At 31.0% G+C, this 25,543-nt stretch carries 23 protein-coding genes and 1 riboswitch; of the genes, 14 read left to right on the top strand and 9 right to left on the bottom strand.

Annotated elements, in window-relative coordinates; translation table 11 throughout:
• Positions 1–19: 19 nt before the first annotated feature.
• Positions 20–1,033, top strand: coding sequence for a phosphodiester glycosidase family protein (locus CLRAG_RS03850; protein WP_065077174.1), 1,014 nt, complete (start codon positions 20–22; stop codon positions 1,031–1,033).
• Positions 1,034–1,048: 15 nt separating this feature from the next.
• Positions 1,049–2,101: an NHL repeat-containing protein gene (locus CLRAG_RS03845; RefSeq protein WP_065077173.1), complete on the top strand. Its 1,053-nt coding sequence runs from the start codon at positions 1,049–1,051 to the stop codon at positions 2,099–2,101.
• A 53-nt stretch (positions 2,102–2,154) separates the two neighbouring features.
• Here the strand turns inward: CLRAG_RS03845 and CLRAG_RS03840 are convergent, their stop codons facing one another.
• Complete coding sequence (locus tag CLRAG_RS03840) at positions 2,155–3,048, bottom strand: MBL fold metallo-hydrolase (RefSeq protein WP_065077172.1); 894 nt, start codon at positions 3,046–3,048, stop codon at positions 2,155–2,157.
• A gap of 181 nt (positions 3,049–3,229) precedes the next feature.
• Between CLRAG_RS03840 and CLRAG_RS03835 the strand changes: the two genes are divergently transcribed.
• The gene (locus tag CLRAG_RS03835) at positions 3,230–3,550 is read left to right on the top strand and encodes a hypothetical protein (RefSeq protein ID WP_065077171.1); all 321 of its coding nucleotides are present in this window, start codon (positions 3,230–3,232) and stop codon (positions 3,548–3,550) included.
• Positions 3,551–3,598: 48 nt separating this feature from the next.
• Here the strand turns inward: CLRAG_RS03835 and CLRAG_RS03830 are convergent, their stop codons facing one another.
• From CLRAG_RS03830 to CLRAG_RS03810, 5 genes are all read right to left on the bottom strand, one after another.
• A complete protein-coding gene (locus tag CLRAG_RS03830) occupies positions 3,599–4,234 on the bottom strand; it encodes a 5-methyltetrahydrofolate--homocysteine methyltransferase (protein ID WP_065077170.1) in 636 nt (211 codons plus the stop codon).
• A gap of 26 nt (positions 4,235–4,260) precedes the next feature.
• Entirely contained in the window at positions 4,261–6,471 is a 2,211-nt protein-coding gene (locus CLRAG_RS20105; protein ID WP_083985532.1) for a cell wall-binding repeat-containing protein, read from the bottom strand.
• Positions 6,472–6,699: 228 nt separating this feature from the next.
• Positions 6,700–8,160, bottom strand: a complete 1,461-nt coding sequence (locus tag CLRAG_RS03820) for an FAD-dependent oxidoreductase (RefSeq protein WP_065077169.1) — start codon at positions 8,158–8,160, stop codon at positions 6,700–6,702.
• A gap of 48 nt (positions 8,161–8,208) precedes the next feature.
• Positions 8,209–8,898, bottom strand: coding sequence for an NADH-ubiquinone oxidoreductase-F iron-sulfur binding region domain-containing protein (locus CLRAG_RS03815; RefSeq protein WP_065077168.1), 690 nt, complete (start codon positions 8,896–8,898; stop codon positions 8,209–8,211).
• Positions 8,899–8,914: 16 nt separating this feature from the next.
• Positions 8,915–11,029, bottom strand: a complete 2,115-nt coding sequence (locus CLRAG_RS03810; protein WP_065077167.1) for an FAD-dependent oxidoreductase — start codon at positions 11,027–11,029, stop codon at positions 8,915–8,917.
• Between the two features lie 188 nt (positions 11,030–11,217).
• Here CLRAG_RS03810 and CLRAG_RS03805 point away from each other — a divergent pair, with 188 nt between their 5' ends.
• The 5 genes from CLRAG_RS03805 (at position 11,218) to CLRAG_RS03785 (ending at position 16,576) form a co-directional block, all read left to right on the top strand.
• The gene (locus tag CLRAG_RS03805) at positions 11,218–12,057 is read left to right on the top strand and encodes a MerR family transcriptional regulator (RefSeq protein ID WP_065077166.1); all 840 of its coding nucleotides are present in this window, start codon (positions 11,218–11,220) and stop codon (positions 12,055–12,057) included.
• Between the two features lie 241 nt (positions 12,058–12,298).
• Positions 12,299–13,045 carry a cyclase family protein gene (locus CLRAG_RS03800; RefSeq protein ID WP_013237536.1) on the top strand — a complete coding sequence of 249 codons (747 nt, stop codon included), beginning with the start codon at positions 12,299–12,301 and terminating at the stop codon, positions 13,043–13,045.
• Between the two features lie 43 nt (positions 13,046–13,088).
• The gene (locus CLRAG_RS03795; protein ID WP_154104933.1) at positions 13,089–14,015 is read left to right on the top strand and encodes a ketopantoate reductase family protein; all 927 of its coding nucleotides are present in this window, start codon (positions 13,089–13,091) and stop codon (positions 14,013–14,015) included.
• Between the two features lie 51 nt (positions 14,016–14,066).
• The gene (locus CLRAG_RS03790) at positions 14,067–15,479 is read left to right on the top strand and encodes an APC family permease (protein ID WP_065077165.1); all 1,413 of its coding nucleotides are present in this window, start codon (positions 14,067–14,069) and stop codon (positions 15,477–15,479) included.
• A gap of 17 nt (positions 15,480–15,496) precedes the next feature.
• A complete protein-coding gene (locus CLRAG_RS03785; protein ID WP_065077164.1) occupies positions 15,497–16,576 on the top strand; it encodes a branched-chain amino acid aminotransferase in 1,080 nt (359 codons plus the stop codon).
• Between the two features lie 78 nt (positions 16,577–16,654).
• On the opposite strand, the gene rlmD is transcribed toward CLRAG_RS03785, so the two are convergent.
• Positions 16,655–18,007 carry a 23S rRNA (uracil(1939)-C(5))-methyltransferase RlmD gene (gene rlmD / locus CLRAG_RS03780; protein ID WP_065077163.1) on the bottom strand — a complete coding sequence of 451 codons (1,353 nt, stop codon included), beginning with the start codon at positions 18,005–18,007 and terminating at the stop codon, positions 16,655–16,657.
• A gap of 3 nt (positions 18,008–18,010) precedes the next feature.
• Complete coding sequence (locus CLRAG_RS03775) at positions 18,011–18,565, bottom strand: hypothetical protein (RefSeq protein WP_065077162.1); 555 nt, start codon at positions 18,563–18,565, stop codon at positions 18,011–18,013.
• A 179-nt stretch (positions 18,566–18,744) separates the two neighbouring features.
• Here CLRAG_RS03775 and CLRAG_RS03770 point away from each other — a divergent pair, with 179 nt between their 5' ends.
• From CLRAG_RS03770 to CLRAG_RS03750, 5 genes are all read left to right on the top strand, one after another.
• Positions 18,745–20,595 (top strand): LTA synthase family protein, encoded by a 1,851-nt coding sequence (locus CLRAG_RS03770; RefSeq protein WP_065077161.1) that lies wholly within the window; start codon positions 18,745–18,747, stop codon positions 20,593–20,595.
• A 58-nt stretch (positions 20,596–20,653) separates the two neighbouring features.
• A riboswitch (TPP riboswitch) is annotated at positions 20,654–20,755 on the top strand.
• Between the two features lie 63 nt (positions 20,756–20,818).
• Positions 20,819–21,553, top strand: a complete 735-nt coding sequence (locus CLRAG_RS03765) for a TatD family hydrolase (RefSeq protein WP_065077160.1) — start codon at positions 20,819–20,821, stop codon at positions 21,551–21,553.
• 17 nt (positions 21,554–21,570) lie between these two features.
• Positions 21,571–22,323: an ABC transporter permease gene (locus CLRAG_RS03760; protein ID WP_065077159.1), complete on the top strand. Its 753-nt coding sequence runs from the start codon at positions 21,571–21,573 to the stop codon at positions 22,321–22,323.
• Positions 22,324–22,334: 11 nt separating this feature from the next.
• Positions 22,335–23,339, top strand: coding sequence for an ABC transporter substrate-binding protein (locus tag CLRAG_RS03755; RefSeq protein ID WP_065077158.1), 1,005 nt, complete (start codon positions 22,335–22,337; stop codon positions 23,337–23,339).
• Positions 23,320–24,057: an ABC transporter ATP-binding protein gene (locus CLRAG_RS03750; RefSeq protein ID WP_065077218.1), complete on the top strand. Its 738-nt coding sequence runs from the start codon at positions 23,320–23,322 to the stop codon at positions 24,055–24,057. Before CLRAG_RS03755 ends, CLRAG_RS03750 begins: the two co-directional genes overlap by 20 nt.
• An 84-nt stretch (positions 24,058–24,141) precedes the next feature.
• Here the strand turns inward: CLRAG_RS03750 and CLRAG_RS03745 are convergent, their stop codons facing one another.
• A complete protein-coding gene (locus tag CLRAG_RS03745; protein WP_065077157.1) occupies positions 24,142–24,630 on the bottom strand; it encodes a DUF6803 family protein in 489 nt (162 codons plus the stop codon).
• Positions 24,631–24,862: 232 nt separating this feature from the next.
• Between CLRAG_RS03745 and CLRAG_RS03740 the strand changes: the two genes are divergently transcribed.
• Positions 24,863–25,543, top strand: coding sequence for a response regulator transcription factor (locus CLRAG_RS03740; protein ID WP_065077156.1), 681 nt, complete (start codon positions 24,863–24,865; stop codon positions 25,541–25,543).

The following is a 25,543-nucleotide window of genomic DNA, read 5'->3' as shown; positions in this document are numbered from 1 at the left end:
TGTATGGAGGTTAATTTAAATGAATGATTCGAGAAATAGACGAAGGAAAAATATAAAGAGAAAGAAAAAGTTTTCTCCTAGACTGTTCTTTTTGTTTATAATTTATGAGCTTATAGTAGTTGTAGTTACTAGTCCTTTGCTAGTATTTTATGGGCCATTTAAAAATGTAAAAAACCAGATAGTAAGCACGGCTATGGCTACCTTTACTCATCAATACATAGCTACTCTTTTTTTGTCAAAGGATGAAATAAATAAAATACTGCAAGAAGGTAAGAGTGGCCAAACTACTAGCCAGGAAGCTGAAGATTTAAATGATGTAAATATAAATCATGTAGGTGATAAGGACATAAAAAGGTATGATATACCGAGCACAAGATTTGATGGTTATATTTTAGAGATAAAAGATCCTAAGAGAATACGTATAGGATATACTAGTAAATTAAGAGAAGTTGGAGAAAGAACAAGTGAAATAGCACAGAGAAATGGAGCTGTTGCAGCTATAAATGGAGGTGGATTTACAGATAAATCTGGAGGGAAGTATTGGGTAGGAACAGGAGGCTATCCAGAGGGAATTATAATATCTGGTGGTAAGGTAATATACAGTGATGTAAAATCTAATGAGAAAATAAATGTTACAGCTTTTACTCCAACTGGAAGACTTATAGTTGGAGACCACACACTTAAGGAACTCCTTGCCGATGGTGTAACAGAGGCAATTTCCTTTAGAAACTCACTTATAATAAATGGCAAGACTGTATCAGTAGAAAATGAAGGTTTAAATCCTAGAACAGCTATAGGACAGAAGGCAGATGGAACAATAGTCATGCTGGCTATAGATGGTAGAAAAGGATTGAAAATGGGAGCTTCATTAAAAGAAGTACAAAATATACTTTTGCAGCAAGGTGTAATTAATGCAAGCAATTTAGATGGAGGTTCATCCACTACAATGTACTTTAATGGAGAAGTAATAAATAATCCTTGTGATTGGAATGGTGAGAGAACTGTAGCTACAGCTATATATGTAAAACCTTAGAGGAGAGTGTGGTAGATGAAAAAACTTAAGAGAATAATTGTGTGGACAATGATTCCTATAGTTATGGAATTAGCAGGCCTTTTATTAGTAGATAAGTTTTATTTTGGTGGCGACTCCAATTTCAATATAAAAAAAGTAGATACTACTTCAAAACAGACAGCCAACAAAATTAGTGTAAAAATACCTGAAGATGCAAAGATGGTAAAAGTATCCTACAGTGGAAATTACATATCATATTATGATGGCCAATCTTTACAAGTAATTGATACATTAAAAAATAGCAAAAAAGAAGTGGACTTACAAAATGATTTATCCTATTATACCTGGAACTTGGATACAGATAACATACTTGTAGCAGAAAAGACAAGTGGTGGATCAGAATCAAGAAATTTAAAATTTGAGACTTATGATGCAAAACGTGATTCAACTTATCCATTGAAGAATGAGGAGAAGAAGCAGGAACTTTCAATATTACTTCCAGATAATTCTTATGATGTAAAACATATAGCTTTTTCTGGAGCTAGCAATGTAATCTATGTTAGCAGTGATACTAATGGAGAAGGCAGTAGTAGAATATATAGAATTGATGTAATGATTAGGATGAATTTGGTCAATTTTGTAAGATGCCAGCTTGGAAACATGGCTGCTATAAATGGCACAAATGGTGATGAACTTATATATGAAGATAGAACTTCTAATAGAATAAGAACTAGCAGGGGTGGAATAATAGCTACTGGTGAAAATGCTATGCATTATTTGTTGAATACAGACAACAATGACAATATTTACATAGGAAATGGGGAAGACAATAAAGTTAATAAAGTATTTGTGGCAAATCTTAAAACAAATAAAAACAGCTGGAAGGAATATACACTTCAAGGCTCTGTGAATAAAAACAATATATATGTTACAAGAAGTGGTAATATATATATAAATGATTCAAAAAATAGTCAGGTAAAAGATATTACTACAGGCAAAGTTACCAAGTATTCAGGAAATTTTGTATCTGTATATAAATATGGAGTAATAAGCCAGGACGGCAAAAAGCTAACAAACAGTCTATTTTAGGCATTTGAAAGAAAATAACTAGCGGCTATGCTAGTTATTTCTTTGAAAATGCCTTAGTTGGATTTAAAATAGTATAAGTTACCGTCTTCTATAGAATAGTCTATGAGCTTTTCATTGTATAAATAGGATATGAATGCAGATATTCCTCCAAAATTCAAATGATATTCATGAAAGTTTAAAGATAAATTGTTTAAAATAGTTATGTCTTCTAATATGTTTTCCCTAGTCAGCGGTTGATCTAAAAGATCTAGAATTTGATTTTTATATTTATCTATATTTTTAATGTTTTTGTCAACTAAAGAATTTATTTCACTTTTATCCAGTACCTTTTTGGAGTGGCTTATTACAAAGTAATCTGCATCTATGTCTTTAATTTTATTCAATGACAGGAGACTATCTTCTATATTATATAAGTATGGGAAGGAGTATTTATCTAGTATCTCACTGCTGAATATGGAATCTCCAAGGAAACATACCTTTTCAGGAGTTACTATTCCTATTTGCTCTATTGAATGTCCAGGAAGTGCAATAATGTTAAATTTCTCGTCATTCAATTTATTTATGCCATATTCTAAAATGAAATCTACCTCTAGAGGGTTATTACTCCGGTTAAATGCTCTTGAAGGGTAGGATGAGGAAAGAATAGAGGAAAAGATCTCTGTATTTTCCATAAATAATTTTTCTAATTTAGATGTATATACTAGACAGCCTGGATAGTTTTTCTTAAAGTATAAATTTCCACCACAGTGGTCTAAGTGGCTGTGTGTGTTTATTATGTACTTGGGATGTAGGCTGTTTTCTATAAGCAAGTTTTCTATTTTTTTTGCTTCAGTGTTGTTTATGCCTGTATCTACAATTAGGCAGTTTTTATTTTTAAATATGAATACTCCACAGTTAGTGGGGGCATCTATGTAATAGGTATTTCCTTTTATCTTATTTAAAGTCATTAAAAACACTTCCTTGAAATATTTGAATTATTATTTTGCATACATAGATGATAACATATTTTATCTTTAAAACAAATATAGTTCCCAATATGAAATGAAATTTTGAAATTAAGGATTTATAATGATATAATTTTTAATAGGTATTTTTACGTTAAGATAATTTTAAATGGAGGTATTTTAAATGGATTCAGCTATGACAGGGTTACTTATGTTTATGGGATTCATGGGTGTTATGCAGGGACTTGGAATGAAACATAGCAAAGCTGTGAGGACAAAATTTAAATTAGATGCAGAAGGTGTAGATAAAAAATATGTTAATTTTAAGGCTAATTTTTTAATTATACTGGGAGGAATAATATTAATATTTCAATTAATTATTTTTATAAATCCTACATTTGGTAATAGACTAGAAATAATGTTACCAGCAGTTTTACTTGTAGGTATTACCTGGGATTTTATATATAAAAAAACGAGATTTAAACATAATGATAAGAAAAAGTAAAAGTTAATGCTAAAAGGTCTGTATAATTTATGTACAGACCTTTTAGCATTAACTTTTTCTCATATTGCACAAATTTCTATTTGGGCATCTGGAACAGTCATGATCTTTTTTACTTAATTTTATATTTTTATCAGCTCCATATATATACGCCATAGAACGCATGGAAGAAAGCATATAGTCTTCATTTACAGTCAAATTTAAAAAATTCTCCGCATCTAGCTTATCTAGTATATACTTTTGACATTTAAGAGGAATTTCCCCATCTCCAGGAGATATTCTACAACTCAATCCTAAATGCAACTCTTTAACTTTAGCGTATATGTGGCTAAAGAGTTGAGAGCTGAGTTCAAACAAGTAAGATGAAGCCATAGCATCAAGCATCATACCTTCCTTCATATTTCCATAGGAAAAGAATTCATTTACTTTACTTGTACAATTATCACCCATAGTTATAATACAATACACGATATATTCATAATTTTTTACAGCTTCAAAGTTAAAGTTATCTTCCCTTTTTTCTATTTCAAATATTCCTGTTGGTTCTATATTTTCATATAAAATAGGAAGAAGTTTCTCGTATAAACCTTCTATTTCTTCATCTTTTAGTATACTGCCATAGGACTTTAAAGTTTGTATTACTTGATCCTTGTTTAATTTAAAATCAAAGTCCAGTATTACATCCATTCTTATTACCCCCAAAGTTAGGTTAATTAATGTTTAATGTAGTTAACCCACTGATTTCTAATATCCATAAAGTAATTATCACCTGTTATAGAGTAAATTGCTTCTAATAAATCTATATGAACCTTATGATAATCTAAAGCAGGATTAGCATCCCTAGATGTCATTAGATGGCTTAAATCATAACTGGTGAAACCACCTATGTCATAGTAAGGTAATACTATTTTCAAGGTTTTAATTCCTTCATTGAAATAATAACTTGTTTGATCACCGCTTATGCTAGATACTGTTTTTGAAAGTTGATTCCAATCGTATATACCTAATAATGTAAACATATATCCATTTAATGTATAGGTAGGTGTTGTATTTACATACTCCTGAAAAAATATGTCATTTTTGAATCTAGGTTCCAGACTTCCAAGGGTATCCATAACTCCACCCTGACTTATTGGTGTTATTAAGTAATTAAATACTTTATTTCCCGCATCTATATATTTGTGATTGTGAGTTATTTCGTAAGCACGAGAAAAAACATTTAATGCTTCACCTTGAGACATACTTGAAGTCCAATTAGTTCCAAGGGATTCATAAGAGTAAAATGGGAACTTATATCTAAAACTTCCATCACTATCCATGTGATCCAGAAGAAAATCGCTACACTTTATAAATTGACTTAATACAGATGTATCTCCATGTAAATATTTGGCATGTAAATAAAGTGCATAATTACATATACTAACATAATTATACTGGGTTCCGAATTCTACATAGGTTACCATTGGAATACCATTTTCATCAAAAGTGAATATAGGCAAATTAAAATGATTATCCTTGTAAATATTTAAATATTCCTGAGTAGGGTCGTACTTAATTGTATTATCAAAATTAAAATTAAGTTTACTATAATATTCCACAGCATCTTGAACTATTGCTTTAGAACTTTCCTTATAGATATATTTACTTATTATAGGATTTTTTGATAGTGCAACATTTTTATATATAGTAGCATTAATTTTAATATTTTCAGGAACTGGCAATTGAAGCAAATAATTATAGATGTTTAAAGCTGAATCATAATTTCCCTGATTATGAATGTTTACTGCAGTATCTAATAAGTTGTAGGCATCATGGTCAAAAGCCATCTTTAAATTATAATCGTTAGGATATAATGAAATACCTAAAACTATATTCTTAAAAGCAGCTAGTTCATCAGAAGAAGCTTGTTTATTATAAGAATCTATGAAGTCATTAGGCGTAATATTTTCTGAATCTGTGAAAAATCTATTTAATAGATAGTTTGGAGTAACATCTTCTCCGCCTACTACTATACATTCTTTTAGTGTAGCCTTGTTGCTTCTAACCATTCTAATCTGGTCGAAAGACATGCTGTCATTTACAAGTACTACGGGTGAGTTATTCTTGGCAGCTAGAGGAGAAATAGATAGTCCATCTGGATAATTTATTCCTGCTGCTACATATATTTTTGATGCTTTTGAAAGATCATAAAATTCTTTAATTACATTTGCATTTGTATCATATCTGGTTTGACCACTTAGTCTTTCATAATCACCAAAGTAAGAAGCTGTATCGTCAGGAATAACACCTTGTCCACCAATTACATAGGTTTTCGAAGATTTTAAAGTACTTATATAGTCTTTAAGTACATCAGGAACACCACTTTTAGGAGTTAAAACAATAGGTGCAACTTTACTTGAAGCATAAGATGAAATTGATAGTGCATCTGCAAAACTTTCAGATGAAACAACAAATAATTGGTTACCTCCAACTTCTTTTGCAATTTCAATGGAGGTTTCAATTCTCGTAGCTCCACCTAATCTTTTTACATTTAAATTTTTTTGTGTTAATTCATTTTCTATTTCATTTGAAACAGCACCTGTACCACCTATTAAAAATATATTTTTAACACCTAGGCTTGTCAACTTATTTTGCATTTCAGGACTTAAAGTGTTTCCATCTGTCATCAATAAAGGTGCATTGTACTTAGCACTTAAAGGTGCTGCACAAATTGCATCTGGGAAATTTTCACCTGAAACAATAATTGCAGAATCAGAATGACCGCTCCAGCCATAGTCAGCTATTTTCATATTAGTTGAGTATCTATTTGGACCAGATAATCTTGTTATAGTTGGACCTTGAGACTGAGCATTGATTACAGTAGTTTTTGAAAAAATTAGTGCTGTAGAAATTATTAAAGTAGTTATAACTTTTTTAGATAACATAAATTTCCTCCGATTTAGTTAGATCTTTACTAGAAAACAGAATTGAAATCCATATAAATCATATCATTATATCATTACATTATCAATAATAACAACGTTAGTGCCGTTAATTTTAATAAGTAGTAAAAAACGCGAATAACATCATACTAAGCCTTAACTGGCAATAGACGGATATTATTCGCTCATAAATTTGGATTATAGGTTAAATATGCATATTTTATATGAAGTTTATTGTTCTTCCATAAGATTTGCTTTAATATATTCAACAGCACTAGCTCCTGCTATTCTTCCGCTGTTCAAAGCAAAACCTAGTGAATTTCCAGGTAGTACAAAAGCATAATCAGGATTGTATAGTGAATTAGCATCAGTTCCAGCAGCATAAAGTCCCTTTATAACATTTAAATCATCATTAAGAACTTCAGTATTATAGTTTATTTTTATACCGCCAGCACTTCCATATGCACTTAAACCAAGTTTTAATGCATAATATTTAGGGCCTTTGATTGGTAATAAGTATTTAGGATTTTTATGGAATAACTCATCCTTTGAATCACAATAAGAATTATAAGTATCAATGGTATTTTTTAAGTTTTCTGCATCAATGCCGGTTTTTTTAGCTAACTCTTCTATAGAATCAGCAATAAATAATACATCACTTCCATTTTTCTTTGCTTCTTCTTCTTCTTGTCTAAAATAACTCATATCCATACTAGAAGTAACTACATTTATAAGATCTAATCCTTTTTCTTCATAATGCTTGATTAACTCTTCATCTATTATAGAATATGCAACTTTCTTTTTTTGTTTTTCAATAGCATTTGCGGTAAATACAGGATTTTCTATAACTTCTTCATTTATAAATCTTTCACCATCCAGGTTAACTAAAAGGTTAGGTTGACGGAAGGGTAACTCTATAGGAGCATATCCACCAGTGTTAGGAGCAAAGAATACCATTTCCATAGTCATAAAATCTTTTGAAGCGCCAGCATCCCAAGCCATCTGGATTCCATCTCCAGTTAATCCAGGAATTCTATATGAGAACAAATCTTTTCCCCATTCAAGTCCAACATACTTCTTAATAAAATCTGGATTATCACCAAATCCGCCTGTACCGATGATAACTGCTCCAGCATATACTTCTAATTCACCATCTTTATCGCTAGCTGTTACGCCAATTATCTCTCCTTGATCTTTAATAATACTCTTTACAGGTGTTTCTAATAATATTTTAACGCCTAATTCTTCTGCTCTTTCTGTCATGATTTTAATCATAGTAGCAGCTGCACGGAGTCCTGGTTTTCCAGTTTTAGGTTTAACAATATGCCAAGTTGCTTCTGAAGCTGGAAAATATTTTGAAGGTAATGCGAATTCTACTCCCATATTTTCTAACCATTCAATAGTTCCTGCTGACTGCTCTAAATATCTTCTTATCAATCTTGCATCTGATCTCCAGTGAGAATATTCCATGAACTTATTAAATGCTCTATCTACAGATATATCTATAAGCCTTTCTCTTTGCATTCTTGTTTCAACACCTAGAGGGCCCATTGCCATATTAGCACATCCACCTGTAGTATTAGCTTTTTCAAGCACCATTACTTTTGCACCATTTTCAGCAGCAGTAACTGCTGCAGCAAGCCCTGATGCTCCTCCTCCAACAACAACAACATCTGTTTCAAACTCTCTCATTACTTTTTCCTCCTTTAATAATATTATTGATATATGAAATTTGTATTATTAGCTTCGTCTGCGTCTTCGTCTGCCAGCCATTAATCCTCCACCATTTTGTGGTTCAGCCTTAAAACTTCCAACTGGTACTGGCTCTTGTGGAAGCTTAGGTACAACTGTGCCTGCCTTTTGAATTGCTGCGTTTTCACATATTACTGTACATTTTCCACATCTATCGCAAATATCTAAATTTATTACATGAATCAAATTATTATCTCCAGCAATTGCTTTTTGAGGGCATTCTTCCACACACTTATTACAGCCACTGCATTTTTCTGGTGAAACATAATAACTGAAAAATTTCTTACATACTAAAGCATCACATCTTTTTCTTTTTATATGCTTCTCAAACTCTTCTTTGCTTTCTTCAATTATTTTCTTAGTAATTTTTCCAACCTCTTTACCATAACTGCAGCATGATCCTAGTATTAAATCGTCTGATATTTCAGTTAGAATTTCAATGTCTCCATCACGACCCTTACCTTGAGAAATTGCTTCTGTTATTACATTAAGCTGTAATATTCCTTCTCGGCAGATTACACATTCTCCACAGCTTGTACGTCTTGTACTATCAGTAAATACTCTCATTTTATCAACAGGACATGGATTTTCTGACTGTTTTTTATATTCTTCAATTATAAAATTTTTTATTTCTTCTAAAGATGCCTGTTTCCATAACTTTCTTTGCATTAATGCCATACTTTTCCACTCCTTTCTATTTAACTTTATACTGAGCCCATAATTTTGGCTTTCTAATTTGTGTACGTAAATCACACTGTAAACATCTATTTGATTCTTTGCAAGCTGAAGTTTCACTTAAACAATGATTTACTTCCTTGAAATTTTTAATACGACTTTGAATATTTTCACATTCATTTTTTGCCCTTTCTATGGATAAAAAATTTTCATCTTTACCTATATATGGATTAGGAACAATATCTTCTGTTAATTTATCTTCAATTACTCCATCTCCACCTAGTTCGATATCTATAGCAGATGCAACTTTACGTCCAGCTGCAATTGCCCTAATTATAGAATTCGTTCCATATACTGCATCACCAACTGCATACATATCACTATCACTGATCTTCATTCCATCTTCAGTAATAATTGAATTCCCACGTCCAGTAGGTATATTCCACTTTTCTGGTATTTCTGCTCTTTGACCTGTAGCAAAAATAACTGTATCTGCCGGTATTATATGTTCTGAATCTGGTGCTATTTCAAGTTTCAATCTTTTATTTTCATCAAAACTAAAGGATGCTACTTTCTGGCACTTTACTCCTGCAGCAATATTGCAGCTGCCTTCTATGGAAATAAAAGTTCTTGAATTAAGAATTTTAATTCCTTCTTCTAATCCTTCTTTTATCTCATCATCGCTTGCAGTCATAGCTTTTCTATTTTCTAAACAAGCCATTGTAATATCTTTTGCTCCTAACCTTTTTGCTACTCTTGCACAGTCAAATGCGACATTTCCGCCGCCTAAAACTACTACTTTTTCACCTACAGTTAATGGCCTTTTAAGAGAAACGCTTTGTAAAAATTCTATATTTTCATATACATTTTTATAGTTAGCTCCTGGAATTGGTAATCGTACACCTTTCCCTGTTCCTATTGCCAGTAAAATCTTATCAAAACCTTTAGATTTTAAATTCTCAAGTGAAGTTACTTCTGTATTGGTCAATATAGTAACTCCTGCACGCTCTATTTCTGCAATTTCATCCTGAACAGCTTTTCTTGGAAGACGATATTCTGGAATACCAGTTGTCATCATTCCTCCAGCTACTGGTGATTTTTCAAATACTGTAACTTTATGTCCGCATTTTGCTAAATAATATGCTGATGTTAAACCTGCTGGTCCAGCACCTACAACGGCAATCTTTTTATTAGTTTTAGGTTTAAAAGTAACTTTATCACGCCATAGACCTTCATCATGCTCTGCTGCAAATCTTTTTAATTCTCTAATGGATAAAGCTTTATTGATTTCTTTTCTTCTACATGCATTTTCGCAAAATGCCATGCACACATACCCTAATGAATGTGGAAAGGGTGCTTTTTCACGAATAACTGCAATGGCATCCTGATATTTTCCTTCTTTAATGTATCGAATATATTTTGGAACATCAATATTTGCTGGGCATTCTGCTTTACATGGGATAAGATTTAGTTCACGATTTAAATTTTTCTTGAATACTCCTTCTTTGTCCTGAAGTGCACCTGTAGGACATACTTCTACGCAAGCTCCACAGAAACGGCAGTTTTCTTCTTTTAAAGAATTGTGACTACGAATATCAACCATGATTCTATCATCTTCTGTTATTTCATAGTTAAGAACGTTTACTCCTCGAACCTCTTTACACATTCTTACGCATCGTCCACAGGATATACATCTATTTAGATCTCTTACAATAAGCGGATTAGATGTGTTTACAGGTACACTGTTTAGTGTTCTTCTTAGACGAGAAGTACTTACTCCTAAATATTGAATTAATGATTGTAATTCACATTTTAGATATTTAGGACAAGTAGTGCAATCGTCAACATGATTGGCTAACATTAATTCCATGGATAATCTTCTCATTGCATTTAATTTTTCTGTTTTTGTATGTATTATCATTCCGTCTTCTACCTTAGTAGTACATGCTGTTTTTATTTCGTCACATCCCTCAATTTCAACAACACACAATCTACATGCACCAATATCAGGTAGATCTGGATGATGACATAAATGAGGAATGTATATGTCTGCTTCTAGTGATACACTTAGAATGCTTTTTTCTGAATCTACTTGTAACGTATAACCATCAATTGTAATTGATACTGTATTCATTATTTTCACTCCATTTTTATAGTATTTCATCAAGTTGTTAAGTTATTGTTTTAACAATTAAACTATATAGTCTGCCCCAGGGGAAGAGTCAATAGCTTTTTATATATTTTTCAAATGGTTTGATTAAGGAAATAAAGCATTATATAATAAAGATTAGATGAATTTGCTTTCAGGGGGAGGTATCTGAATTGAAAGATTTATATACTACGGGTGAAGTATCTAAGCTAATGAGTATACCTATTAAAGCATTACGTCTTTATGATTCAATGGGTATATTAAAACCTTTTCGTATTGATGAAAATACACATTATCGTTACTATGCTTATGATCAGTTTTTTTATATTGATTTGATTCGCTATATGAATAAAGGTTTAAAAGTATCGTTAGAAGAGATTAAATTTATGTTGAATTCTTCTGATGATTATGAAATCCTTCTAGAGTGTCTATCCAATCATAAAGTATCTGTTGAGAAAAAAATTCAAGAACTGCAATATTCAAGTGAAGTTATTACAGAGGCAATTAATAACCTTAAAAATAGAGATAACAGTGCTATGGATTTGAAAATATATGAGCAATATCTTATGTCACGTCATGTTGCAGTTAAAAATGTCAATGTTTCAATTTATGATATCGATTTATATTGTAGAAGAAATGAAGACTTATTTGAAAGTGCTATTTCAGCCGAAGGAAATACAATGTGCTATATCTACAAGAAAAAAGATTATAAACCTGAGATGCATGATTTACTAGTATCACAGATTGGATACTTTACAGATAAACGTCTTAAAAATATAGAATATCTCATTTTACCTGAAGGTCGCTATTTATGTTGTAAATTTAGATATTCAGAGAAACTTTCCTGTCAGGTTATATATGAACTTATTAAATTTGCAAGTAATAATGGAATTAATTTATCTGATACGGCTATACAGATTTTTGAGCGTTTTGACTTAAGGGCAAAAACCAAATATGAGTATGAAATGGAAATACAAGTGCTGGAACTTGGAATCAATTCAGTATCATTTTAGTATGCTTAAAAAATCATATAAAATATAGTTGTATATATTAATTTATAACGCATAGTTATATTGACTAATTATCAATGTAACTATGTGTTTTTTAATAATAAGAAAATTTGCGTGAGTTAATGATGATAATTTATCAAAAAAGTATTGACTATTTTGATAAATGGATATATATTATAATAAAGATTTACGATTCGCGAATATTTTACAAAATATGAATAAAAATGCAGAGGAGAGATGAAAAATGACAATAAATGTAGATTTGTGGAAAACATTAATTGATTTAAAAAAATGCAAATGGGTTGATTTAACACATGCCTTTGGTTCAGATACACCAAAGTGGTCTGGCTTTAAGGCTGAAAAAATTGAAACTCTTTTTACAATTGAGAAGGATGGTATATTTGTCAATCAATATACTTTTCCAGGACAGTATGGAACACATATGGATGCCCCAGGACACTTTGCAGCAGGTAAAAGACTTATTGAGGATATAGAACTTAAAGAAATGGTTCTTCCTCTTGTAGTTATTGATTGTTCAGAAAAGTTTAAAGAAAATCCTGATTATGAGCTTACGCTTGAAGATTTGCTTGCATTTGAAGCTGAGTACGGTATTATTCCAGAAGGTTCTTTTGTAGCAATGAGAACGGATTGGGGTAAAAATTGGCCAGATCAAGAAAAATGTTCAAATGCAGACAGTGAAGGAAATCTTCATTATCCAGGATGGGCATATGAAACATTGGAATTTTTATATGAAACACGAAAGATAGCAGCAAGTGGACATGAACCATTTGATACAGATGCTCCAATAAGACAAGCTGAATATGGCTTTAAAGGTGAAAATTATATATTAAATCAAGATAAATATCAAATCGAAGTAATGACGAATTTGGATAAGGTTCCGCCAGTAGGATCAATAATTTTCTGTGTGGTTCCAAAAGCTAAGAATGCACCAGGTTTTCCAGTACGTGCTTTTGCAATAGTTAATGAGTAATAAGGCATTTTCAAATAAATAAGTAAAAGGAGTTCCTATTGTAATGATTAGAGAAATAAAAAATGTATCTATAATTGGAATGGGTGCAATGGGATGTGCTTATTCAAGCCAAATTTTTAAAAATATACAAGATATTAACGTAAAGATAATTGCCGAAGGAAAAAGAGCTGAGAGGTATAGAAAAGATGGCTTTGTAATAAATGGAGAGAAATATTTTTATGATGTTGCAGAACCAGATGAAAAATGTGAGGCTGCAGATTTAATAATAGTTGCGGTAAAGTATAATCAATTAAAAGAAGCAGTTACTCAGATTAAAAATCATGTAGGTGATAATACCATTATAATGTCTCTGTTAAATGGAATTACCAGTGAAGAAATACTTGGAGAAGTTTATGGAAAGGATAAAGTGCTTTATTCAATATCAGCAGGAATAGATGCTGTAAGGGAAGGGCATCAAAATGTAAACTTTAAAAATATTGGATATATAGATTTTGGTGAGGAAAGCAATGATACATTAACGGACAAGGTCAAAACCCTTAAAGAATTTTTCAATAAGGCTAAAATTGAAAACAAGATTCCAAAGGATATGCTTAGATCATTGTGGTGGAAATTCATGGTTAATGTAGGTATTAACCAAACATCAGCTGTTTTAAAGGCAAATTATGGTGTATTTCAAAGAGAACAAGCTGCCATAAATATAATGAGAAATGCTATGGAAGAAGTTATTTTAGTATCTCAAAAGGCAGGAGTTAATCTCACAGAAGAAGATATAGAAGATTGGGTGAAGGTTTTAAATAAACTGTCACCTGAGGGAAAAACTTCAATGTGCCAGGATATACTGGCTAAGAGAAAAACAGAGATTGAGATTTTTGGTGGGACAGTAGTAGAACTTGGCAAAAAGTACAATGTTTTAACACCTATAAATAGTACACTTACCAATATTATTAAGGTTACAGAATCCTTGTACTAATGAAATCCAATGTTAGGCAATTAAGATATTAAATTTGAGGGGGGAATTGCATTGGCTAAGAATGAATTAAAGAAAAACCAATTGAATTATCTTGAGGTAATAGCACTATCTGTTGCTATTATAGCGCCAACCTTTGCTATGTCTATGAATGTAACTTTAATGGCTAGTATTGCTTCATATTCAACTGGATTGGTGTTTTTTGTAAGCACACTTGTGATAGGATGTGTAGCTATAGCTTTTGTAAAATTTAATCAGTATATTTCAACTGCAGGTTCTGTTTATACTTTTGTTCAAAAATCCTTGGGTAAGAAAGCAGGAACAGCTTCGGGATGGATACTATTTTTGGCATATTTTATGTTCTTTACTGGATGCTGTTGTGCCTTTTCTGGCCTTTTTACAGAATTTATAAATCAAATTAGCGGAGTTAACCTCCCATGGATACCAGTTGCAATAATATGTGGCATTACTATGTGGTACATTTCAATTAACGAAGTAGCAATAAGTACAAGGGTAATGTTAGCATTTGAAGGCATAACAATATTAATGATACTTGTGCTTTCTGTTGTAATAATTGCAAAAACTGCCATGACTACAGGTTTAAGTTTGGCACCTTTTAAACTTAATGGAAATAGCATTGGAAGTATAGGTAGTGCTGGAGTTGTTGCACTTTTATGTTTTGGTGGTTTTGAAGGAGCATCAAGTTTAGGAGAGGAAAGTAAAGATCCTAAAAAAGTAATACCCTTTGCTCTTGCAAGTACGGTTATAGTAACTGGATTGTTCTTTATTTTTGTAAGCTATGCTCAGGTTATAGGATTTGGAATTACTAAAGGCGGATTAGAGGCTCTTACAAAGTCTTCTTCAACTACTGTAGATTTATCCCAAAAATATATAGGAAAATCATTTGCTATAGTACTAACATTTGGAGCAAGCTTATCGGCTTTTTCATCAGCATTAGGTGCGTTAACAGCAGGTGCAAGAATTCTTTTTACAATGAGCAGAGATGGCAACGTCCCAAATGTATTTACAAAAGTTCATCATAAGCACAGTACGCCTTATATAGCACTTAATGTAATGCTAGCAGCAGCAGTAGTTGTAATTTGTTTAATGTTTAAAAATGATGGAATAACTACTTTTGGATATTTAGGGACAATTGGTGCGTTAGCTTTATTGATATCTTATTTACTAACATGTCTTGGGGCTATAATATATTTTAAAGCTAAAAATATATGGAAAATTCATAATTTGATACTTCCCACAGTAGGATTATTTGGACTTGCTTTTGCTTTCTATTCTAATATTTATCCTGTACCAAGCTATCCGGCAAATCTCTTTCCTTATATAGTATTAGGATGGACAATTGTAGGATTTGTGTTTAGTCAAATTTATAGAAAAAGCCATGAAGTTTCACATGAAGAGTTATTACATGAAGATTTATATGAAGAAAATGAAGAAAATGCGATATAGTGATAGGAGTGAGTATAATGGATTTTTTGACAAAGAAAATTCCAGATAATGAATTAAAACTAATGTATAAAGATTATGATAGCTTGGGATTTGGTATGATTTATACGGATTATATGTTTACTATGAAATGGACTAAGGAAAAGGGATGGGAAAAGGGGGAACTTAAAAAATATGAGCCAATGTCCTTTGATCCTGCATCAGTGGTAATACAGTATTCTCAAGAAGTTTTTGAAGGAATGAAGGCATATTATTCAGAAGATGGAAGAGTGCTTTTATTTAGACCATTTGATAATGCTAAAAGAATGTATAAGTCTGCTGAAAGATTGTGTATGACACCAGTTCCAGAGGATGTTTTTGTAGAAGCTGTAAAGGAACTTGTTAAAATAGATAAAAGGTGGCTTCCAAAGGAAAAGGGAACATCTCTTTATATAAGGCCTACGCTCATGGGAACAGGAGTGGCTTTAGGTGTTCATCCTTCACCAGAATATAATTTTTGCATTTTTATAACTGCTGTCGGAGCATATTTTAGCAGTGGTTTCAATACTGTTAGCTTATATGTAGAGGATAAACTTGTTCGTGCAGTTGTAGGTGGAGTTGGAGATGCAAAAACAGGAGGAAATTATGCTGCAAGCCTTCTAGCAGGCTTAAAGGCAGAGAAGGAGGGATTTTCTCAGGTACTTTGGTTAGACGCTAAAGAAAATAAATATATAGAAGAAGCAGGTTCTATGAACATTTTCTTCGTTTATGGAAATAAGCTTGTAACACCAAAGCTTACAGGTTCAATACTTCCTGGTATAACTAGAGATTCTGTAATAAAATTGGCAGCTCATTTAGGATATGAGGTTGAAGAAAGAAATATATCAATAGATGAAGTTGTGAAAGGAATTAAAGATAAAGAAATTACTGAAATGTTTGGAACAGGTACGGCAGCAGTTATAGCTCCTGTTGGTGGTTTATGTTATAAAGGAGAAACTGTTTATGCTGGTGATAACAAGGTAGGAAAAATAACAGAAGAACTTTATAATAAACTTGTAAACATCCAATATGGTGAAGATGAAGATATTTTTGGTTGGGTAGAAACAGTGGATACAATATAGTTTTAGTGAAAAAAATTATGAATGAAGTGTACCTTAAATGTTAGAAAATTAACTAAAATTTAAGGTACACTTTAAATTTTACTTACTTAGTTTAACCACGGTTTCAACGTGGGGAGTATGAGGAAACATATCCATAAGTTTTACTTTATCTACATTGTAACCTGCATCAATTAATACATTTAAATCTTGAACTAAAGTTTTAGGATTACAGGATACGTAAATTATTTCAGGTGCATTAAAATCAATTACATATTTTAATGCTTTAGGATGAACCCCTGGCCTTGGTGGATCAAGTATTATTACATCTGGTTTATCCTCTAAAGTATTTAAAACATCCTTTACATCTCCGGCTATGAAGCTACAGTTTTTTATATTATTTAACTTGGCATTTTTATTGGCAGAAGCAACAGCCTTTTCTATAAGTTCTACTCCTATTACTTTATTTACACTGGAAGCTAAGACTTGACCTATAGTTCCCGTACCGCAGTACAAGTCAAAAACTGTTTTTGAGGAAGCATCTCCAAGAAAATCTTTAATTATAGCATATAGTTTTTCTGTACCCCTTGAATTAGTCTGAAAGAAAGATTCAGGAGATATTTTAAATTTCAATCCTAAAATTTCTTCTATAATATAATCTCTACCATATAGTATTTCTACTTTATCTGCTTTTACCATGTCTGATAGATTGTCGTTTACAGTATGAAGTATCCCAACTAAAGTGCCTTTATAGTTGAGATCTTGCAATAACTTATTAAAACCATCTAAATCAAATTGTATTTGAGAAGTTGTCACAATGTTTATAAGTATTTCTCCAGTATTTCTGCCTTTTCTCAATACTAAATTTCTCAGATATCCCTCGTGGTTTTTTATTTTATAATATGGTAAATTTTTTTCTCTGAAATAAGTCACAACTTTATCTAAAATAAGTGTAAAATCTGCATCTACTAGGCTGCAATTATCTACATTTACAACGCCAAAAGATCTTCCTTTTATATGCATTCCAAGGGTGAGTTGTCCTCCCCTGTGTTCATCACCAAAGGAAAATTCCATTTTATTTCTATATTCAGTTTTTTCGGGACTTTTTTCTATGCCTAGAAATTTAAAGTCACAAATGGATGCCTTTTCAAATAGATCTAGGACTTGTTTTTCTTTTAGTTCTAATTGCTTGTCATAAGGTATAAACTGAGAGGTACATCCACCGCATAAATTAAAATGAGGACAAAACGGATCTACTGCATAATTTACATTTTCAAGTATTTCTGTAACTTTCGCTTCTAAATAGTGTTTTGTTTTCTTTGTAATTCTAGCTTTTACCTTTTGACCTGGAACAGTATTTTTTATAAGTACGTCCATATCATCTTTTTTTGCTATTCCTATAGCTGGAAATTGTAGTTCTTCTATGAAAAATTCATATTCGCTGCCTTTTTTCAACTTTTAATCTTTCCTTTCTATGGATGTTGTTTTGGAGAACTTTTCACCTAATGTTTTATTTAATTTGGAACTTTTCATTATAACAGGATATAGAATTAGTATTACTATAAATAGTATAATAAATACTCCTTTCATATCCGATACATAGTATCCAAATATGAGTCTTAATATCAAGTCAAATAAATATAGAGCTGCTATTGAAACTACAGCTGATACAGCTGTGTCTATGAAAGAAATTTTGAAATTCCGCATCAGAGTTCCATTTTTTTCACTTGACTTATTCTCACTAGGCTCAGTTTTATTTGGGACATCTTCATTAATATGTTCTACTTGTTTATTTTGTTCTTCTAATTCTCTCTTTTTCTGTTCTTCTTCAAATCTTGCTTTCTCTTCTTCAAGCTTTTTTTGTTCTTCTAATTCTTTATTTTTAAGCTCTTCAAGTTTTTTCTCTTCTTCTAAATTTTTATTTTTAAGTTCTTCCAAAAATTGTTTTTTATCTTCTTCATTTACTGAGAGTTCTTCTATATTATCTTCTATGTTATCTTCTTTTTCTCCCATCAAATATACAACCTCCTAATTCTTTTAACTTCTTCGTAATAAATATATTATGCTACAGTATGGCATTTATGTAAATAGGTACGAAAAAATACTTTCATTTTGTTAACATATTGTTTTATAATTATACATATTAGTTTCATTAATTTTAGGATTACAAATGTCCATAGGGGGAAAGTAGTATGGATAAAATTAAATCTTTTTTTACAAATTTTATAGATGTAATTTTTTTTGTAACTGTAGTAATGTTTAAAATATTAGTATATGGAAAACATATGAGTTCATTTAAAAGCTTATTTATTCCAGCTTTAGCTTCAGTATTTGTATTGGTATCCATTGCTTGTATTTTTAAAACTAGAGGTCGTGCTAGATTTTTGTATATATGTAATTGTATTATAAGTATATTCATAGTTAGTGATCTGATCTATTATAAATATTTTAAAGATATTATATCTGTATCTGTTCTGATAAGTGGATTTCAATTAAATGCAGTAAAATCTAGTGTGGCTAATCTACTGGACTTTAAAGATTTTTTATATCTTTTTGATATTATATTTATAATTCCATTTATAAATAGGTATTTGGCAGGCCACAATAGAAAACTTTCTACAAAAGTTAGAGTATCTATGTTTTTAGTATTTATTTTAGTAGGTATTCTTATTGATTTCAAAAGTTTTTATGCTTTATCAAAAGAACAGCCTAGGCTTCTGACAACTATGTATAATAAAGTGTATATAGCCAAAAAATTGGGTACGATAAATTATCATTGCCTGGATATTTATAATTGTGTTTCTGCCAATATAAATAGACTAACTCCTGTGTCTAAGGATAAAGTTCAGGCTATAGAGTATTTTGTAGATAAAAGTAAGTCCAGTCATGAAAATTTAAACGGAATCGGACAAGGTAAAAACTTGATAATGATACAGGTAGAAGCACTTCAAGGATTTGTTATAAATTCTTCTGTAAATGGAAAGGAGATAACCCCTAATTTAAATAGATGGATAGGACGTTCGGAGTACTTTGATAATTTTTATTATCAAGTAGCAGCTGGCGGAACTTCTGATGCGGAATTTATGACAAATAATTCACTTTATCCTGCATCAGCAGGTGCAGCATATTTGCTTTACTCGGGTAATGAATACAATGCAATGCCGAAAAATTTTAAGGATGAAGGTTATTGCACTGCAGCTTTACACGGATTTAGGGAAAGTTTTTGGAATAGGAATATAATGTATAAAAAGTTTGGCTTTGATACTTTTTATGGTGAAAAAAGTTATAAACAAAATGAGTCTATAGGACTTGGTTTAAGCGATAGGTCTTTTCTCAGCCAATCTATAGACAAGCTAAAAAATATGAAAAATCCTTACTATGCTTTTTTGATAACTCTAACAAGTCATTTCCCTTATGATGATGTAAATAAATACGGAGACTTTGATGTAGGAGATTATAAAGGAAGTTTTATTGGAAATTATATAAAAGCAATACATTATACGGATGAACAGCTTGGAATGTTCTTAGATGAACTAGACAAAAATGGTACTTTAAAAAATTCAATAGTTATACTATATGGAGATCATTATGCAGTACCTAAAGATAAACAAGATCAGCTTTTTAACTTTTTAAAGACGAGCTCCAAATCTGATTTAGAGTGGGAAAAGCTTCAAAAGGTTCCTATGTTTATTCATTTTCCTGATGAATCTGTGAAAGGGGTAAACCATGTTTATGGAGGTCAGATGGATGTATATCCTACAGTATGTAATTTATTTAAGTTGAAAGAAGAGGACATGCTTGGAAAAGACCTCTTTAATCCTGAGAGTGAAAGAGTCATATTTAGAAATGGTTCTTTTATAGATAAAGATTGCTATTATTCTTCACAAGATGATATTTATTACGATGTAAATACGGGAAATAAAATTTCTAAAAGTGATAAACTTCAAAAAGAAGAAGATTACATATTGAATCAGCTTAGCTATTCGGATTATATTTTGAGACATAATTTAATTAAAAAACTAAATTTGGACAAGAGCAAATAATATATTTACATTTATTTGGATAAGTGTTAGTATAAAAATGTAATTAATCTAAAATTATTTATAGTGCCAGGGGTGCCATTTGTGCTGAGAAAAGTGAAAACTTTAACCCTTTGAACCTGATTCGGGTAACGCCGACGTAGGAAAGCTGCTTTAATATTGGATTCAAAGCACTGTTTTTATAATAGTGCTTTTTATTTTTGTTAAAGTATAGGGAGAGAATAAAATGTTTGTAGATGCGCATAATCATATGGATTTTTATAAAGACAATTTAAGTAATGCAATTGATAGTATAAATCACAGCAATATCAAAACCTTGGGATGCTCTATGGATTTAGAGAGTTATATATTTACAAAAAAATTAAGTAAAGATAATAAAAATATAACTCCATGTTTTGGAATACATCCCTGGGAGGCACATAAAAACTACAAGGATTTAGATAAGTTCGATGATTATGTAAAGGAATGTAAAATTATTGGAGAAATAGGGCTTGACTACTATTGGGTTTTGGAGAAAGAAAAATATCCTTATATGAATCTAGTATTTCAATACTTTTTAGGTAAAGCTAAGAAATATGACAAAATAACAAACATTCATACTAAAGGAGCAGAAAAGGAGGTATTGGATTATATAAGAAAATATGATTTAAGAACACCTATAATTCATTGGTATAGTGGAGATTTGAATATACTAAAAAAGCTTTTGGAGTATGGGTGTTATTTTACAATAAGTGTTGATATAGGATATTCTAAACTTACAAATGAGATAGTAAAGATTCTTCCTCTAGGCAGAATTTTAACAGAAACTGATGGTCCTAATTCACTTGAATGGGTGAATAAAAAATATGGATATCCATCTGAAGTTATAAATATTGTAAGAAAAATTTCTTTAATAAAGAATCTCCAGTTTGAAGAAGTTAGAGAAAAAATTTATGACAATTTTAATAAATTAAAATTATAGACTGAAGGTGCTTATATATGGAAAAAACAAAAAACATTCAAAGTAAAATATATCCTATAGCTACAATAGTAATAGTTGTACTTATATGGCAGTTAACAATAAACTTTGCCCATGTTCCTCAGTATATTATTCCTTCTCCGCTGGATATTTTAAAAACTCTTGTATCAGATTTTCAAAATATAATGGAAAATACGGAAACCACATTGTACGAGTCTTTTATAGGTTTTTTTATATCTATAATATTTTCCTTTATATTAGCTATAATAATGGATAGTTTTGAAATTGTGAGAAAGTCAATATATCCTATTTTACTAATATCTCAAACTATTCCAACTATAGCAATTGCACCTTTGTTTATAATATGGTTTGGATTTGGGGTACTTCCTAAAATAATAGTAGTGGTAATGGTATGCTTTTTCCCGATAGTTGTAAGCCTCGTAGATGGCTTTGAGAAAGTAGACAGGGATTATATAAATTTATTTAGCACTATGAAAGCCTCAAGATTACAGACATTTTATCACTTAAAGCTTCCTTATGCTATGGTGAATTTTTTTTCAGGCTTAAAAATAGCAGCAACTTATATGATAATGTCTGCGATTATAGGTGAATGGCTTGGAGGAGATAATGGCATTGGGGTATACATGGTAAGGGCAAAAAATGCCTATCAATTGGACAAGGTTTTTGCTTCAATTTTAGTCATTGTTATTGTAAGCATTATAATAATCTACATTATAGATTTTATAGGTAAAAAAATAATACATTGGAAATAGAGGGGACGAATATGAAAAAAAATAAAATTATATTTTTGTTGGTAACTATATTTATTATAAGTTTGTTATTTGGGGGATGTGGAACGGGTGAAAAGAAACAGGCAGCTGCTTCTTTAGATAAAACTACAGTAATACTTGACTGGACTCCAAACACAGATCATACAGGATTATATGTAGCACTAGATAAAGGATATTATAAGGAGGAAGGACTGGATGTGAAGATAGTTCAACCTTCGCAAGGTAATGTGACAAATCTTGTAGCTGCAGGCAAAGGAGATTTTGGTGTAAGTTATCAGGAAGATGTAACCTATGCAGTTACAAACAAAGATCCGCTTCCTATAAAATCTATTGCCACAATAATACAGCATAACACTTCAGGTTTTGCGTCACCTAAAACCAAAAACATAAAAAGTGTAAAGGACTTTGAAGGAAAAGTTTATGGAGGATGGGGATCTCCTTCAGAAGAAGCTGTAATTAAAGCTGTTATGGAGAAAAATGGAGCAGATTTCAGTAAACTTAAAATTGTGAATATGGGAACTGATGATTTCTTTGCATCTACGAAGAAAAATGTTGATTTTGCATGGATTTACCAAGGATGGACTGGAGTTGAAGCAAAACTAAAAGGTATTGACTTAAATTTTATACCTGTCAAAGATTTAGATCCTGCACTTGATTACTATACACCTATTTTAATAACTAGTAATAAAAATATTAGTCAAAATCCAGATAAAGTTAGAAAATTTTTAAAAGCTACAGCAAAGGGATATGAATATGCTATAAAAAATTCTGATGAAAGTGCAAAAATACTTGTCAAACATGCACCAGAAATAGATAGGAAATTGGCTGTAGAAAGTCAGAAATATATGGCAAAACAGTACATAGCAGATGCACCTAGATGGGGTGTAATGAAATCTGATGTATGGAGTAGATATGCTAAATTTTTGCAAAGTAAAGGGTTGATTAAAAAGGAGCTAAAAACAAGCGATGCTTTCACAAATGAATTTTTACCAAAATAAACAGGATGATTCCATTATAAAAGTTAAAAATGTGAGTAGAAGTTTTGAGGAAAATCTTATACTAAAAGATATATCCATTAACTTAAAAAAGGGAGAATTCGTTTCTATTTTAGGGCCAAGTGGATGCGGAAAGAGTACTTTGTTTAATATAATAACTGGTATTATTAAAGAAGATAGTGGAGAGGTTTCAGTAAAAGGGGATCTAGGGTATATGCAGCAGAAGGATTTGCTTTTGCCCTGGAAAACTGTAATGGAAAATGTAGTACTTCCACTTGATATAAGAGGTAGTAATAAAAGAGAATCGAGAGAAAGGGCAGTTAAGTATATTGAAATAGTTGGTCTTAAGGGCTATGAAAAGAAATATCCCTATGAACTTTCAGGAGGCATGAGACAGAGGGCAAGTTTTTTAAGGACTTTTCTATCTTCTGAGGAAATAATGTTGCTTGATGAACCCTTTGGTGCATTGGATTCTATAACTAGAGGTAAAATGCAAAGATGGATTCTTGATATGAAACAGGAATTGAAAAGAAGCATACTCTTTGTAACTCATGATATAGAAGAAGCCATTTTGCTCTCCGATAGGATATATGTGCTATCCTCTAAACCTGGAATGATTAAAAAAGAAATTAACGTAGATTTTGAAAGTGAGAACAAGAAAAACAGAATATTTTCTAAAAAACTTTTAGAAATGAAAGCAGATATTTTAAAATTGCTTTAAAAAGAATAATAGTAAAAATAGACTTATACAAAGTATAAGTCTATTTTTAATTAAAAAGTTGAATTGTGTTCTTTAAATTATAAGCTACATATTGTGCATGGTTGGCATACTGCTTATAATTTCAGGATTTACCATGCCAAAAATCATTGCTACATGTGCTACTACAAGAAATCCTCCTACAAGAATAAAATGGATCTTCATTTTTGATTCTGGAGTTTTATTCTTAAATATTATATTAAGTTCCATCAATGCTATAGGTAAAAGAAACACAACGCCGCTTAAATAAAAACCAACTGCTACCACATCAACCCATGTATGCCATCCTCCAGTATTAGTTAAAGGTATTACGGCATTAAATAATAGGTAGATAAATATACCGGTAAAGTAAAACCCATCGAAAATACCAACGATTTTATTTAAAGTTTTAATGCCACCATTTTCTATCCTATTGAAAATTATAAAGAATTCTGTAATGGTGAGAGTTTCAGCACATATTACAGGTATAGCCATAAAAATTATTAAATTCCAAGGTTGATTGGCTGCAAGTAGTGACATGTAATGAGTCATATCCATAATTAAGTACCTCCTAAAAGTTTTATTGATAAATTATAATCACATCTTCCTGTACAATATATCAAGAAAATATGTAGATATTATGTAGATATTTAAATTATTTTTATAAGTTCAACATAATTTTTTGATAGCATAGAATAAGACATATAGTAACAACAAAATCTAACAAATATAAGTGTATAAGTATTAGAACATGTTTAAAACTCTGTTTAGGTAATATTGGAGGTATGTTATGAATTCTATTTTAGTTATTGAGGATGAAATAAAAGTATCAGATGTTATAAAAGCTTATCTTGAAAGAGAAGGATATAAGGTTTATTGTGCTACCATGGGTCTTGAAGGAATAAAATTATTCAATAAAATTGAATTTAAATTAGTAATACTTGACCTAATGCTTCCAGATATTGATGGCGAGGAGGTATGCAGCACAATTAGAAGAATATCTAATGTACATATATTTATGCTGACAGCTAAGGCAACTTTATCAGATAAATTACAAGGCTTAAATATGGGAGCAGATGAATACTTAACTAAACCCTGCAGTCCAAGGGAACTTACAGCTAGAGTAAATGCACTATTTAGAAGGATATCTTCTGCTGAAGAACCTGAAATTATTTCTAGAGATGGATTATTAGTAATAAACCATGACAAAAGATGTGTGCAGCTAAAGGGAGAAGAAATACCTATGACACCTAATGAGTTTAATATTTTATACGTTCTTGCTAAAAATAAAGGCAGAGTTTTAAGTCGTGACCAGTTGATTGAACAGGTATTTGGTATTGATTTTGAAGGTTCGGATAGAACTATAGATGTGCATATAAAAAATATTAGAAAAAAAATAGAAAGGGATACGCGAATTCCAAAGTATATTATAACTGTAATAAAATTAGGTTACAAATTTGGTGGTGAATAG

The organism is Clostridium ragsdalei P11, assembly GCF_001675165.1.
Lineage (GTDB): Bacteria > Bacillota > Clostridia > Clostridiales > Clostridiaceae > Clostridium_B > Clostridium_B ragsdalei.
Note: the sequence above shows the minus strand (reverse complement) of the source record. Positions and strands in the feature narration are given on the sequence as shown.